Annotated in this window: 11 protein-coding genes and 2 pseudogenes; 9 read left to right on the top strand and 4 right to left on the bottom strand. The window is 65.4% G+C overall.

From position 1 onward, the window contains the following. Window positions 1-8: 8 nt before the first annotated feature. Window positions 9-443: a VOC family protein gene (locus LRS08_RS10510; protein ID WP_257843736.1), complete on the top strand. Its 435-nt coding sequence runs from the start codon at window positions 9-11 to the stop codon at window positions 441-443. 112 nt (window positions 444-555) lie between these two features. On the opposite strand, the gene LRS08_RS10505 is transcribed toward LRS08_RS10510, so the two are convergent. Next, window positions 556-2151 (bottom strand): isocitrate lyase, encoded by a 1596-nt coding sequence (locus tag LRS08_RS10505; protein ID WP_257843737.1) that lies wholly within the window; start codon window positions 2149-2151, stop codon window positions 556-558. Window positions 2152-2494: 343 nt separating this feature from the next. On the opposite strand from LRS08_RS10505, the pseudogene LRS08_RS10500 reads away from it, so the two are divergent. Continuing rightward, window positions 2495-3639: pseudogene (locus LRS08_RS10500) on the top strand (site-specific DNA-methyltransferase). Window positions 3640-3739: 100 nt separating this feature from the next. Beyond that, window positions 3740-4858, top strand: coding sequence for a dihydropteroate synthase (folP, locus tag LRS08_RS10495; RefSeq protein WP_257843738.1), 1119 nt, complete (start codon window positions 3740-3742; stop codon window positions 4856-4858). 3 nt (window positions 4859-4861) lie between these two features. Here folP and LRS08_RS10490 read toward each other — a convergent pair whose 3' ends face one another. Both LRS08_RS10490 and LRS08_RS10485 read right to left on the bottom strand, forming a co-directional pair. Next, entirely contained in the window at window positions 4862-5404 is a 543-nt protein-coding gene (locus LRS08_RS10490; RefSeq protein ID WP_257843739.1) for a hypothetical protein, read from the bottom strand. 39 nt (window positions 5405-5443) lie between these two features. Beyond that, on the bottom strand, window positions 5444-6193 hold the full coding sequence (locus tag LRS08_RS10485; RefSeq protein ID WP_257843740.1) for an SDR family NAD(P)-dependent oxidoreductase: 750 nt from the start codon (window positions 6191-6193) through the stop codon (window positions 5444-5446). Window positions 6194-6249: 56 nt separating this feature from the next. On the opposite strand from LRS08_RS10485, the gene LRS08_RS10480 reads away from it, so the two are divergent. Continuing rightward, window positions 6250-6804 carry a cytochrome b gene (locus LRS08_RS10480; protein WP_257843742.1) on the top strand — a complete coding sequence of 185 codons (555 nt, stop codon included), beginning with the start codon at window positions 6250-6252 and terminating at the stop codon, window positions 6802-6804. Between the two features lie 109 nt (window positions 6805-6913). On the opposite strand, the pseudogene LRS08_RS10475 reads toward LRS08_RS10480, so the two are convergent. Beyond that, a pseudogene (locus tag LRS08_RS10475) lies at window positions 6914-8345 on the bottom strand (sigma-54-dependent transcriptional regulator). 161 nt (window positions 8346-8506) lie between these two features. Here LRS08_RS10475 and LRS08_RS10470 point away from each other — a divergent pair. The 5 genes from LRS08_RS10470 to LRS08_RS10450 all read left to right on the top strand — a co-directional run bounded on the left by LRS08_RS10470 (window position 8507) and on the right by LRS08_RS10450 (window position 12522). Continuing rightward, window positions 8507-8629, top strand: a complete 123-nt coding sequence (locus tag LRS08_RS10470; protein ID WP_257843743.1) for an aa3-type cytochrome c oxidase subunit IV — start codon at window positions 8507-8509, stop codon at window positions 8627-8629. Window position 8630: 1 nt separating this feature from the next. Next, window positions 8631-9752 carry an NAD(P) transhydrogenase subunit alpha gene (locus LRS08_RS10465; protein ID WP_257843744.1) on the top strand — a complete coding sequence of 374 codons (1122 nt, stop codon included), beginning with the start codon at window positions 8631-8633 and terminating at the stop codon, window positions 9750-9752. 23 nt (window positions 9753-9775) lie between these two features. Continuing rightward, on the top strand, window positions 9776-10054 hold the full coding sequence (locus tag LRS08_RS10460; RefSeq protein WP_066579070.1) for an NAD(P) transhydrogenase subunit alpha: 279 nt from the start codon (window positions 9776-9778) through the stop codon (window positions 10052-10054). 4 nt (window positions 10055-10058) lie between these two features. Continuing rightward, window positions 10059-11537 (top strand): NAD(P)(+) transhydrogenase (Re/Si-specific) subunit beta, encoded by a 1479-nt coding sequence (locus LRS08_RS10455; RefSeq protein ID WP_257843747.1) that lies wholly within the window; start codon window positions 10059-10061, stop codon window positions 11535-11537. 88 nt (window positions 11538-11625) lie between these two features. Continuing rightward, a complete protein-coding gene (locus LRS08_RS10450) occupies window positions 11626-12522 on the top strand; it encodes a hypothetical protein (protein ID WP_257843748.1) in 897 nt (298 codons plus the stop codon). Window positions 12523-12591 lie beyond the last annotated feature (69 nt).

Raw genomic sequence — 12591 nt, 5'->3', positions numbered from 1 at the left:
GAGTGTGGATGGAAACCCAGCAGCTTCATCGTGGCCGCCTGATCGACCATATCCACCTCGTCGTTGCCGATATCGAGGCGTGCCGCCGCTTCTATACCGCCGTGTTGGGCGTGCTCGGCATCCCGATCGGTGGCGGCGGCGACGACTATTTCTGGGCGGACGAACTGTTCGTCTCGACTGCGGATAGCGAGGCGGCGCTCGGCAAGCTTACCGGCCGCCACCATATCGGGTTTCAGGCAGCCGATCGGGCAGCGGTCGACGCATTCCATCAGGCCGGCCTCGCCTCCGGCGGCACCGACAATGGCGCGCCGGGCAACCGGCCCTATCACCCGGGCTATTACGCGGCGTTCCTGCTCGATCCTGCGGGCAACAACATCGAGGCGGTCCATCACGGTGAAGCACGCAAAAGCGCATCGTCGGTCGTGGTCGAATTTGAGGAATGACGGGACGGAGGTCCCCGCTCTTTGACATGAGGGAAAAGGCCCGCCGCCACGCCAAAGCGTGACGACGGGCCTCCTTTCCTCCCCAGGAAATGTGGAGCGCGAGCCTCAGCGGCTACGCGGCAAATTGATTCATCGTATTGTGGACCCCGCCGGCCTTCAGCGCGGCCTCACCGGCGAAATACTCCTTGTGATCGTCGCCGATGTCGGAACCCGACATGTTCTGGTGCTTCACACAAGCAATGCCCTGCCGGATCTCCTGCCGCTGCACGCCCTTGACGTAGCCGAGCATCCCCATCTCGCCGAAATACTCCTTCGCCAGATTGTCGGTCGACAGCGCCGCGGTGTGATAGGTCGGCAAGGTGATCAGGTGGTGGAAGATGCCGGCCCGCGCCGCCGCGTCCTTCTGGAAGGTGCGGATCTTCTCGTCCGCCTCCTCCGCCAGCGGCGTGCCGTCATACTCCACGCTCATCAGCCTGGCCCGGTCATAGGCCGAAACGTCGAGCCCCTGCTCGCTCCACCGGTCGAACACCTGCTGGCGGAAGTTGAGCGTCCAGTTGAAGCTGGGCGAGTTGTTGTAGACCAGCTTGGCATTGGGAACGACCTCGCGGATCCGGTCCACCATCGACGCGATCTGCTCGATATGGGGCTTCTCGGTCTCGATCCACAGCAGGTCGGCACCGTTCTGGAGCGACGTAATGCAATCGAGGACGCAGCGATCCGCCCCGGTCCCCTCGCGGAACTGGAACAGGTTCGACGGCAGCCTTTTGGGCTTCATCAGCTTGCCGTCGCGGTTGATGACGACATCGCCATTGACGCCCGACAGGTCGGTGACCTCCTCGCAATCGAGGAACGCGTTATACTGGTCGCCCAGATCGCCCGGCTCCTTGGAGTAAGCGATCTGCTTGGTCAGCCCGGCACCCAGCGAATCGGTCCGCGTGACGATGATCCCGTCATCGACCCCCAGTTCCATGAAGGCGTAGCGGCAGGCGCGGACCTTCGCCAGGAAGTCCTCGTGCGGCACGGTGACCTTGCCGTCCTGATGCCCGCACTGCTTCTCGTCGCTCACCTGATTCTCGATCTGGAGCGCGCAGGCCCCGGCCTCGATCATCTTCTTGGCGAGCAGATAGGTCGCCTCGGCATTGCCAAAGCCCGCGTCGATATCGGCGATGATCGGCACGACATGCGTCTCGTAATTGTCGATCGCATTCTGGATTCGCGCCGCCTCGACCGCATTGCCGGCATCCCGCGCCGCATCGAGATCGCGGAACATCATCCCCAGCTCGCGGGCATCGGCCTGTTTGAGGAAGGTGTAGAGTTCCTCGATCAGCGCCGGGACGCTGGTCTTTTCGTGCATCGACTGGTCGGGCAGCGGCCCGAAATCGCTGCGCAGCGCGGCGACCATCCAGCCGGAGAGATAGAGGTAGCGCCGCTTGGTGCTGCCGAAATGCTTCTTGATCGCGATCATCTTCTGCTGCGCGATGAAGCCGTGCCAGCAGCCGAGCGACTGGGTGTAGGCCGCCGGATCGGCGTCATAGGCCGCCATGTCGCGGCGCATGATCCCCGCGGTGTACTTCGCAATGTCGAGCCCCGTGCGGAACCGGTTCTGCAACCGCATCCGCGCGACCGATTCGGCGTCGATGCCGTTCCAGCGGCCGTTCTGCGCATCGATGGGGGCAGCGGCCCGGGCGATCTCGTCGATATAGGTCATTGCGTCACCTCACTGTATTGCGAGTATGACTATTCACTTTGATCAACGATTTCCGGCCAAATCGCGCCGTGCTGCGGTTGCGAAGTCGTTAGATCGGCCCGACAGTTCTGTTTTTTTGTAAATTTATGACTGATGGCAACGAGCCGGAATCGCCCCCCGGCGAGTCTTTTCGCCACACCCCAAACCTTGTGCCTGTGGATAACTTTGGGACTCAATATGTGGACCAGTGCCGAAATGTTCCGCCAAGTTAACGGAATCCCAAGCCTTTTCGTTAACCAATGTTCGCTTGACGGAGTCCAGCGTTCGTGGCGTTTCACCGGTTCAACGGGGTTTGGAGTGGTTAATGGGGGTCATCGAAAAGGTCGCTGAGGCGACACGGGCAGCGGTCGAGGTGCGCACCCGCAACTGGGTCGACGTGCTCCCGCTCGATTCGATCATCCAGCAGGATTGTATCGAGGCGATGCGCGCCCTTCCCGCCGCGTCGGTCGACATGATCTTCGCCGACCCGCCCTACAACCTCCAGCTCGGCGGCGATCTCAACCGCCCCGATGGCAGCCATGTCGACGCGGTCACCGACGATTGGGACAAGTTCGATTCGCTGTCCGCCTATGACGCCTTCACCCGCGCCTGGCTGGCCGAGGCGCGCCGCGTGCTCAAGCCCAACGGCACGATCTGGGTGATCGGCAGCTACCACAACATCTTCAAGGTCGGATCGGCGATCCAGGATCTCGGCTTCTGGATCCTCAACGACATCATCTGGCGCAAGGCCAACCCGATGCCCAATTTCAAGGGCACCCGCTTCACCAACGCGCACGAAACGCTGATCTGGGCGTCGATGGGCGAAAAGTCGAAATACACCTTCAACTACCGCAGCATGAAGACGCTCAACGACGAGCTTCAGATGCGCAGCGACTGGGAATTCCCGATCTGCGGCGGGCAGGAGCGGCTGAAGAAGAACGGCACCAAGGTCCACCCGACCCAGAAGCCCGAAGCCTTGCTGTATCGCGTGATGCTCGCTTGCACCAAGCCGGGCGACATCATCCTCGACCCGTTCTTCGGCACCGGCACCACCGGCGCCGTGGCTGGCGGCTGCGCCGTCACTGGATCGGGATCGAGCGCGAGGGCAATTATGTCGAGGCGGCGCAGGAGCGCATCGCCGCCGCGCTGCCGCTCGACGAGAGCGCGGTCACGACGATGATGGCGCCGCGCCAGGCGCCGCGCGTCGCGTTCGGCACGCTGATCGAGACCGGCTACCTCACCCCCGGTACCGTGCTGAGCGACGCCAAGCGCCGCTGGCGCGCGACGGTGAAGGCCGACGGATCGCTGCTCACCGATTGCGGCGTGGCGGGATCGATCCACAAGGTTGGCGCGACGCTGCAGGGCGCGCCGTCGTGCAACGGCTGGACCTTCTGGCACCATCAGGGCGCCGATCGGCTCGAGCCGATCGACACGCTGCGCCAGACCTATCTGCTCGCGACGCAACCGTAAGTCCCATTGCGCTCCTGCGAAAGCAGGAGCCCAGGGTCACACGCGCTGCCCTTGAAACTCTGGGCTCCTGCTTTCGCAGGCGCGCTGATATGGCTGCGCGATGAGCGAAATTCCCCCCGCCGCCCGCCTCTACCTCCGCCCCGTCGCGCCGGTCGACAGCCCGATCGGTTACGATGGTCAGGTCGCGCGGCTCGCCGGGGGGCTGGGCTGGTTCGCCGCCTATGAGCTGATCGCGGTCGAGAGCGGCCGCCGGGTCGCCCAGCGACTGCTACCCGTCGAGCAACTTCCCGCCCTGCTTACCCAGCTTCCGGACACGCAGGCCGAGCGGCTCCGCACCCTAGCCACGGCCATCTCCGCGCCGCGTCCGGTGATCCGCGCCGGCGAGCGGACCTTGCGGCTCGACCAGCCCTTGGTCGCCGGCATCCTCAACGTCACCCCCGACAGCTTCTCCGACGGTGGCAAGCATGGCGGCGATCCCGAAGCGATCGCACAGGCCGGGTTCGACATGGGGCTCGCTGGCGCGTCTTTGGTCGATGTCGGCGGCGAATCGACCCGGCCCGGGGCGGAGGCGGTGTGGGAGGGCGACGAGATCAAGCGCGTCGTCCCGGTGATCGAGCGGCTCGCAAAGGCCGGGGTCCCCGTCTCGATCGACACGCGCAAGGCAGCGGTGATGGAGGCGGCGCTGGCCGCCGGCGCACATATCGTCAACGATGTCGCCGCGCTCGCCTATGATCCGCGCGCGATTGATGTGGTGGCACGGGCGGCATGTCCCGTGATCCTAATGCACTCGCCCGACCCCGCGCAGTCGCCGCATGGCGGAAGCGGCTATCGCGACCCGCTGATCGACGTGTTCGACTGGCTTGAGGCGCGGGTCGATGCGGTGGTCGCGGGCGGGGTCCAGCGGAGCAACATTCTGGTCGATCCGGGCATCGGTTTCGGCAAGTCGCTCGCCGACAATCTCGCGCTGATGAACGGCCTGACGCTGTTCCACGGCCTGGGCCTGCCGATCATGCTGGGCGCGAGCCGCAAGCGGATGATCGGCGCGCTCGACCATGAGGCCCCGGTCGAACGGCGGCTGGGCGGCTCACTGGCGCTGGCGATGAAAGGGGCGGAGGCGGGCTGCCAGCTGTTGCGCGTCCATGATGTGCCCGAAACGGTGCAGGCGGTACGCGTGTGGCGCGGCATGAAGGATCACGGGCTGGTCGGCCAGCCGGGATAACGCTCAGTTCAGCGGCCCGGGCCGCGTGCGCTGATCGACATAGGTGCGCTGAACGTTGAACGCGCTGGGGCGGGTATCGCGAAACCGGTCGCGGCGGCGCTCCGCCTCGGCCCCGATCTTTTCGAGGCTGTCGACCAGATCCTCCAGATTGCGGCGGCGTTCGCTCGCGGTCGCATCGCGACACTCGTCCATGCAGGCGGCGACCAGATCGGGCACGCGACGGCGGATGACGTTCGCCCAGTCGACCGCATCGGTCGCCAGCGGATCGCCATCGGCGACGGCGAGCAGCCGCGCACAGCTGGTCCGTGCCGCCGCGACGCGGCTGACCGCCCAGTCGGCCTCGGTCGCGGTCAGCGTCCATGCCGCCTCAAGCGGGTCGCCCGGATCGGCGGCCTGCCCGCGGCGCAGGCGATAGCGATCAAGCTTCGCGCGCAGTCGCCGAATGCCGAACCACGCGCCAAAGGCCGCCGCACCAGCGGTGACCAGCATCACGGCGATTACCGCAAGCGCGAGGAAGGCGGCAGCGAAGACGAGGAAGCGCAGCATCGCCCGACTATATGGGAAGCAGCGCGCGCTTCGCCAGCCTCACAATGTGTAGCCGCCGTCGGCAAGCAACGTCGTACCGGTAATCAGCGCACCTTGGTCGCCGAGCAGGAACCCGATCTGCGCCGCCACCTCTTCCGCCTTGGCATAACGACCCAGCGGGGTCGCCATCGCTGCCAACTCGGCAAAGGCGGCATCGCGGCCGATTTCCGCCGCACGCGCCGCGAACATCGGCACGGCATCCCACACGGCCGTCTCGACCCCGGCAGGCGCGATGGCGTTGACGCGGATGCCGTCAGCCGCCCCCTCCTTCGCCGCGACCTTGGCGAGGTGGATCAGCGCAGCTTTCGAGCAGCCATAGGCGGCGACCCCTGGCTCGGCCTTGATCCCCGCCGCCGACGCGGTCAGCACGATGCTGCCTCCGCGCCCTTCCATCGCCCGCATCGCCGCCCGCAGTGTCAGGAACGCGCCGTCGAGATTGACCGACAGGATGCGCCGCCACTCAGCGAAATCGAGCGAGGCGATCGGCCCCGCCCCGGCGACCCCGGCATTGATCACCGCATGATCGAGCGCGCCAAGATCGACGCGATCCCAAAGCGACTCATCGGAAACATCGCCCGCGACACGAATCACCTCGCCCGCGACCCTCAGCGATTCCAGCGCAGCAGCGTCACGATCGACCAGAATCAGCCGCGCCGCACCCGCATCCGCCAGATATTGCGCGACCGCCATCCCGATCCCGGACGCCGCCCCGGTCACCAGCGCAGTCCGCCCTTCAAACCCGTCTCTCATGGGTGTAGCATGCCATGGTTACGACCACAGAGTCGAACCTGGTTTGGGAGGTAGCGATGCGCGAGGCCTATGACCGTTACTCGAACATATCGATCCTGCTCCACTGGCTGATCGCCGGGCTGCTGGTGGCGAACGTGATCATCGCGATTGCCATGAACAGCGACCCCGCCTGGTTCGTCTGGCACAAGTCGATCGGCATTTCGGTGCTGCTGCTGACATTGGTGCGGGTCGCGTGGCGAGTCACCCATCCCTGGCCGCGCTTCCCCGATACGATGCCGAACTGGGAACGCGCCGCGTCGCGCGCAACGCACATCGCGTTCTATGTCCTCCTGCTGGCAGTACCGCTGCTGGGGTGGGCCGCAGTATCCGCAGGCACGCGCGGTACGGGCATGTTGTTCGGCGTAATCCAGTGGTTCGACCTGCCGGTAGGCAAGTCAGTCGAGCTGCGCACGATGTTCGGCGACCTGCACGAACTGGTCGTCTATGCGACCCTCGCGCTGATCGCCGCGCATATCGGCGGGGCGCTCAAGCACCAGTTCTTCGACGAGGATGTGGTGTTCCACCGCATGCTGCCGGGGCTCAAGCAAAGCCACCAGGACGACGAGATCTAGGGCGCTTTTGTTTGGTGCGGGACCGGCCTGCTCCCCCACCCGACTACCCACCGAGTGTACCGTCGGGGTGGCCGGGTGCGGGAGCGGGCCGGTGCCGTGTCCCAACAGGCTACGCGGCGTTCTGGTCGATTCCCAGCTCGCCGAGCTTGCGGTAGAGCGTCGAGCGCCCGATACCGAGCCGGCGGGCGACTTCGGTCATGCGCCCGCGATAATGGCCGATGGCGAGGCGGATGACATCGGCCTCGATCTCCTCTAGCGCGCGCAGATTACCGTCGGGCTTGAACAAGGTGACCCCAGCCCCCTGCGCCGCGCCGCCATGCGACTGCGCGCCACCCGCAGGACGTCCGCCGGCCAGCTGCGCGATCTGCGGGAAATCGGCGCGGGTCAGCGCGTCGCCGTCGCACAGCACCGCCGCGCGGAACAAAGCGTTCTGGAGCTGGCGGACATTGCCCGGCCAGTCATAGCCGCCGAGCAACGCCAGCGCGTCGTCGGTAATGCCGAGCGGCCGCAGCCCCGGCTGCTCCGCGATCCGCGCGAGCAGATGGCGGGCGAGCGGCGCGACATCGCCGGCGCGGTCGCGCAGCGGCGGGATCGTCACCTGGACGACGTTGAGCCGGTAATAAAGGTCCTCGCGGAAGCGCCCCTGCTCGACCTCGGTCAGCAAGGTCTTGTTGGTCGCAGCGATGACGCGGACATCGACCTGCGAGGCGTGGCGCGCGCCGATCGGCTGGACTTCGCCCGACTGGACGACGCGGAGCAGCTTGACCTGTGCTTCCAGCGGCATCTCGCCAATCTCGTCGAGGAAGATGGTGCCGCCATCGGCCTCCTGAAACCGGCCGATCTTGCGTTCGAAGGCGCCGGTGAACGCGCCCTTTTCATGGCCGAACAGTTCGGATTCTGACCAAGTTGGCGGGGATCGCGCCGCAATTGACGCGCACAACCGGCTTGGTGTGGCGCGGCGAAGCGGCGTGGATCGCCTCGGCGACCACTTCCTTGCCCACCCCGCTCTCGCCCTCGATCAGCACGGGCACACGCGCGCGCGCCGCTTTGGCCGCGATCGCCAGCGCGGCGCGGAATTGCGGCGCGGACCCGACGATCTCGTCGAAGGCGAGGTGTGCCGACATCTTCTCGGTCAGCGGGCGCAATTCGCCCCCAACCTTGGCCCCGACCGCACAGTCGAGCGCGGCGAGCAGCCGTTCGGCGGCAAGCGGCTTGACGAGGAAATCGGTGGCACCCGCGCGCATCGCGCTGACCGCCGCCGCGACCGAGCCATTTGCGGTCAGCAGCAGGATCGGGAGCATCGGGCGGTTGAGACGCAGCTCGGCGATCAGCGACGCCGCATCGAAATCGGGCGCCCAATGATCGAGGATAATCGCGTCGAGCGCCATCCCGTCGGGCGTGCCCAATGTCGCCACCGCCGTCTCATGGTCGCTGGCAAAGATTGTGCGCCAACCGCGACGCGCGGCGATGGCCGCGATCAACCGGCGCTGTGCCGGTTCCTCGTCGATCAGCATCAGCTGGCGCTGTCCGTTGCGCGTCATCTTTGCGTCCTCCGCCTGTCCCGGCTGTCCCAACTTCGGTCACCCAGCATAGAACGGTCGGGTAAAGACGGGCTTAAGGCTGCCTAAAGCGCACAGGGGTTGAGGGGCGGGCGAGCGCTGTCTAAGACGGGCCGCAACGAAGCGTGTTTAGGGGAAGACGCATGGCCCAGAGCGGTGACATGAAGGCACATGAAGCGACCTATGGCGGGTTCATGCGCCTGTTGAAGGTCGGCACGATCATTTCCGTGATCCTCGCCGCGATCGTCGTCTGGCTGATCGCCTGACGTGAAGATCGCGGTCCTCAAGGAGACCGCCGCCGGTGAGCGGCGGGTCTCCGCGACGCCGGAAACCGTCAAGAAATTCGTCTCGCTGGGTGCTGCTGTCGCAGTCGAACTCGGGGCGGGTGACACCGGTTTCCTATCCGATGCAAGCTTCGAAGCTGCGGGCGCGACCATCGGTTCACGCGCGCAGGTGCTGGCCGATGCCGATATCGTGCTGGGCGTGCAGGGTCCCGATCCAGCGACGCTGGCGGGGATCAAGCCCGGTGCTTGGCTGGCGGCTGGCCTCAACCCGTTCGGTGAGCGCGCCCGCGTCGATGCTTATGCGGCGCTGGGGATCGAGGCGCTGGCGATGGAGTTCATGCCGCGCATTACACGCGCGCAGTCGATGGACATCCTCTCCTCCCAGTCGAACCTCGCGGGATACAAGGCAGTGCTCGACGCCGCGTCCGAATATGGCCGCATCTTCCCGATGATGATGACGGCTGCAGGCACCGTGTCCGCGGCCAAGGTGTTCGTCATGGGCGTCGGCGTCGCCGGGCTTCAGGCGATCGCCACCGCCCGCCGCCTCGGCGCGCAGGTGTCGGCAACCGATGTGCGCTCGGCCACCAAGGAACAGATCCAGTCGCTCGGCGCCAAGCCGATCTTCGTCGAAAATGTCGCGGGGATCGAGGGCGAAGGCTCGGGCGGTTACGCCACCGAGATGAGCGACGAATACAAGGCGGCGCAGGCCGAGCTGGTCTCGTCGCACATCGCCAAGCAGGACATCGTCATCACCACTGCGCTGATCCCGGGCCGCCCGGCCCCGCGCCTCATCACCGACGCACAGATCGCGTCGATGCGGCCGGGCAGCGTCATCGTCGACCTAGCGGTCGAAGCCGGCGGCAATGTCGAGGGCGCGGTCGCGGGTGAGGTGGTTGAGCGCCACGGCGTCAAGATCGTCGGCCACCGCAACGTGTCCTCACGGCTGGCGAGCGATGCCTCGGCGCTGTTCGCGCGCAACCTCTACAACTTTCTCTCGGCCTTCTGGGACAAGGAATCTGGCAAGCCGGTGCTCGATGAAGAGATCGGCGACGCGATCCGGCTGACCAAGGATGGCAAGGTAGTGAACGAGCGTCTGCTCGCCTGATTTTTGCGCAAGGGGGCGCTGACATGGACTTCATCTCGATCCTGTCGATCTTCGTGCTGGCGTGTTTCGTCGGCTATTATGTCGTGTGGTCGGTGACCCCGGCGCTGCACACGCCGCTGATGGCGGTCACCAATGCGATTTCCAGCGTCATCATCGTCGGCGCGCTGATCGCTTCGGCCGCTGCCGGCAGCCCGACCGCCAAATGGCTGGGGCTGATCGCGGTGGCACTGGCCAGCGTCAATATCTTCGGCGGGTTCGCCGTGACCGAGCGGATGCTCGCCATGTACAAGAAGAAGGGCTGAGCCGATGCATGAAGTTGCTCCGCTGAACCCCTGGGTCGCGCTCGCCTATCTGATTGCAGGCGTGTGTTTCATCGTCGCGCTGCGCGGCCTGTCCTCGCCCGCGACTAGCCGTCGCGGCAACCGTTTCGGCATGGCGGGCATGCTGATCGCGGTGGTGACCACGCTGGTCACGCATACCCCGACGCTTTCGGACGGCATCGGCCGCACGATGTTCGAACTTGATGTAACAACGCTCATCGAGATTTTGGCAGCGATCGCGATCGGCGGCGGGTTCGGCTGGATCGTCGCGCGCAAGATCAAGATGACCGACATGCCGCAGCTGGTGGCGGGCTTCCACTCGCTCGTCGGCCTTGCCGCGGTGCTGGTCGGCGTCGCCGCCTATCTCAACCCCGAAGCGTTCGGCATCGTCTTTCCCGCCGGATCGCCCAATGCCGGCCTGATCCTGCCGGTCAGCCGGATCGAGCTCGGCCTGGGGGTCGCGATCGGTGCGATTACCTTCTCCGGATCGGTCATCGCGTTCCTGAAGCTCAACGGGAACATGGGCGGCGCGCCGATCATGCTGCCCGGGCGCCATGTCATCAACCTCGGCACGCTCGCCGCGATCCTCGGCCTGATCGCGTTCCTGACGATTGAGCTGCGCGCGCCCGAATGGGTGTTCTGGACTGTGCTGGTCCTGTCCTTCGTCATCGGCTTCTTGCTGATCATCCCGATCGGCGGCGCCGACATGCCGGTCGTGGTGTCGATGCTCAACAGCTATTCGGGCTGGGCCGCCGCCGCGATGGGCTTCACGCTCGGCAACACCGCGATGATCATTACCGGCGCACTGGTCGGCAGCTCGGGCGCGATCCTCAGCTACATCATGTGCAAGGCGATGAACCGCAGCTTCATCAGCGTGATCGCGGGCGGTTTCGGCGGCGACAGCGGCGGTGGCGCTGCTGCGGCCAAGACCGATCGTCCGTGGAAGCGCGGCTCCGCCGAGGACGCCGCCTTCCTGATGCAACAGGCAGAACAGGTCATCATCGTCCCGGGATACGGCATGGCGGTGGCGCAGGCTCAGCACGTCCTTCGCGAAATGGGCGACAAGCTCAAGGAACATGGCGTCCGCGTCAAATACGCGATCCATCCGGTCGCGGGCCGTATGCCCGGTCACATGAACGTGCTGCTCGCCGAAGCCAACGTCCCCTATGACGAGGTGTTCGAGCTGGAGGACATCAACAGCGAGTTCAGCCAGACCGACGTCGCCTTCATCATCGGCGCGAACGACGTGGTCAATCCGGCGGCGAAGACCGATAAATCCTCGCCGATCTATGGCATGCCGGTGTTCGACGTGAACAAGGCCAAGACGGTGTTGTTCATCAAGCGCAGCATGGGCGGGGTCGGCTATGCCGGTGTCGACAACGACGTCTTCTACCAGGACAACACCATGATGCTGCTCGCCGACGCGAAGAAGATGGTGGAAGAGATCGTCAAGTCGCTCGACTGAATGTGTCTGATTCCGGACGCCCGTAATCGCTTGATATCCGGGCGCGATCGGGACAGCATCTCCCAGCAATCATTTGGGGGGATGAGCAATGCTGAGTGTCGGGCGGATTCTGGAGGGCGCGTTCGGGCTGGTGCGCGAGCGTTTCGTCGCCGTCGCGGTGTGGATCGGCATCTATATGGCCTGCAACATCGCGTTCATGCTGACATTGATGCCGATGATGGGAGCGGCGATGAACCCCGCTGCGGCGTCCGATCCCGGCGCGATGCTCGCGGCGATGCTGCCGATGTTCGCGATGATCCCGGTCTTCCTGCTGATCGCGACCGTGCTCTACGCTGCGGCGATGCGTGCCGTGCTTCGGCCCGACGCGGGCGGGCTCGCCTTTCTGCGGTTGGGGATGGATGAGCTGCGCCTGATCGGGTTGTGCATCATCTTCGCTATTGTCGGGATGGTGCTGATGTTCGGTATTTCGATGGCGTTCGGCCTTGTCAGCGTGGGCATCATGGCAAGCACCGAAGCCGGGATGGGTTCGGTGCTGATGAGCTTCCTGCTCATGATCGCAGTGTTCGCGATCTTCATCTTCTTCATCGTCCGCTTCTCGCTGGCCTTTCCGCTCACATTGTACCGCGGGAAAATCGTGATTGGCGAGGCGTGGACGCTCAGTCGAGGGCGGTTCTGGAGCCTGTTCGGAGCGACGTTCGTCATCACGCTGATCCTGGTGATCCTCAACATCGCCGTCTCGGTCTTCACCATGGGCAGCTATTTTTTCGACCTGATGGGTGCAGCAGGCAACCCTGAGGCCGTGGCCCTGGCGGCGGAGGCGCAGGCGCAATCCTATGCGCAGTTCAGTCCGGTGATGATCCTGTCCTCGCTCGGCACGGCGATCGTGGCAGGACTTGGCGTCGCGCTGACCGGCGGGAGCGTCGCTACTGCCGCGAAGCTGCTGCTTCAGGACGAAATGGACGACGCCGAGGACGTGTTCGGCTGAGGCCTTGCGTTCTTGATCCGTTCTGGAGATAACTGGCGGCAGGCCGGTTGATATCGGAGCCACCTTGTG

Source organism: Sphingomonas sp. J315 (genome assembly GCF_024666595.1).
GTDB lineage: Bacteria > Pseudomonadota > Alphaproteobacteria > Sphingomonadales > Sphingomonadaceae > Sphingomonas.
The sequence above is the reverse complement of the archived record's forward strand: the minus strand, read 5'-3'. Positions and strand labels throughout refer to the sequence as shown.

Excerpts from the sequence above, each read along its gene's own strand:
- LRS08_RS10510 (WP_257843736.1), top strand. The coding sequence starts at position 9 with ATGGAAACCCAGCAGCTTCATCGTGGCCGCCTGATCGACCATATCCAC.
- LRS08_RS10505 (WP_257843737.1), bottom strand. The coding sequence starts at position 2,151 with ATGACCTATATCGACGAGATCGCCCGGGCCGCTGCCCCCATCGATGCG.
- folP (WP_257843738.1), top strand. The coding sequence starts at position 3,740 with ATGAGCGAAATTCCCCCCGCCGCCCGCCTCTACCTCCGCCCCGTCGCG.
- LRS08_RS10490 (WP_257843739.1), bottom strand. The coding sequence starts at position 5,404 with ATGCTGCGCTTCCTCGTCTTCGCTGCCGCCTTCCTCGCGCTTGCGGTA.
- LRS08_RS10485 (WP_257843740.1), bottom strand. The coding sequence starts at position 6,193 with ATGAGAGACGGGTTTGAAGGGCGGACTGCGCTGGTGACCGGGGCGGCG.
- LRS08_RS10480 (WP_257843742.1), top strand. The coding sequence starts at position 6,250 with ATGCGCGAGGCCTATGACCGTTACTCGAACATATCGATCCTGCTCCAC.
- LRS08_RS10470 (WP_257843743.1), top strand. The coding sequence starts at position 8,507 with ATGGCCCAGAGCGGTGACATGAAGGCACATGAAGCGACCTATGGCGGG.
- LRS08_RS10460 (WP_066579070.1), top strand. The coding sequence starts at position 9,776 with ATGGACTTCATCTCGATCCTGTCGATCTTCGTGCTGGCGTGTTTCGTC.
- LRS08_RS10455 (WP_257843747.1), top strand. The coding sequence starts at position 10,059 with ATGCATGAAGTTGCTCCGCTGAACCCCTGGGTCGCGCTCGCCTATCTG.
- LRS08_RS10450 (WP_257843748.1), top strand. The coding sequence starts at position 11,626 with ATGCTGAGTGTCGGGCGGATTCTGGAGGGCGCGTTCGGGCTGGTGCGC.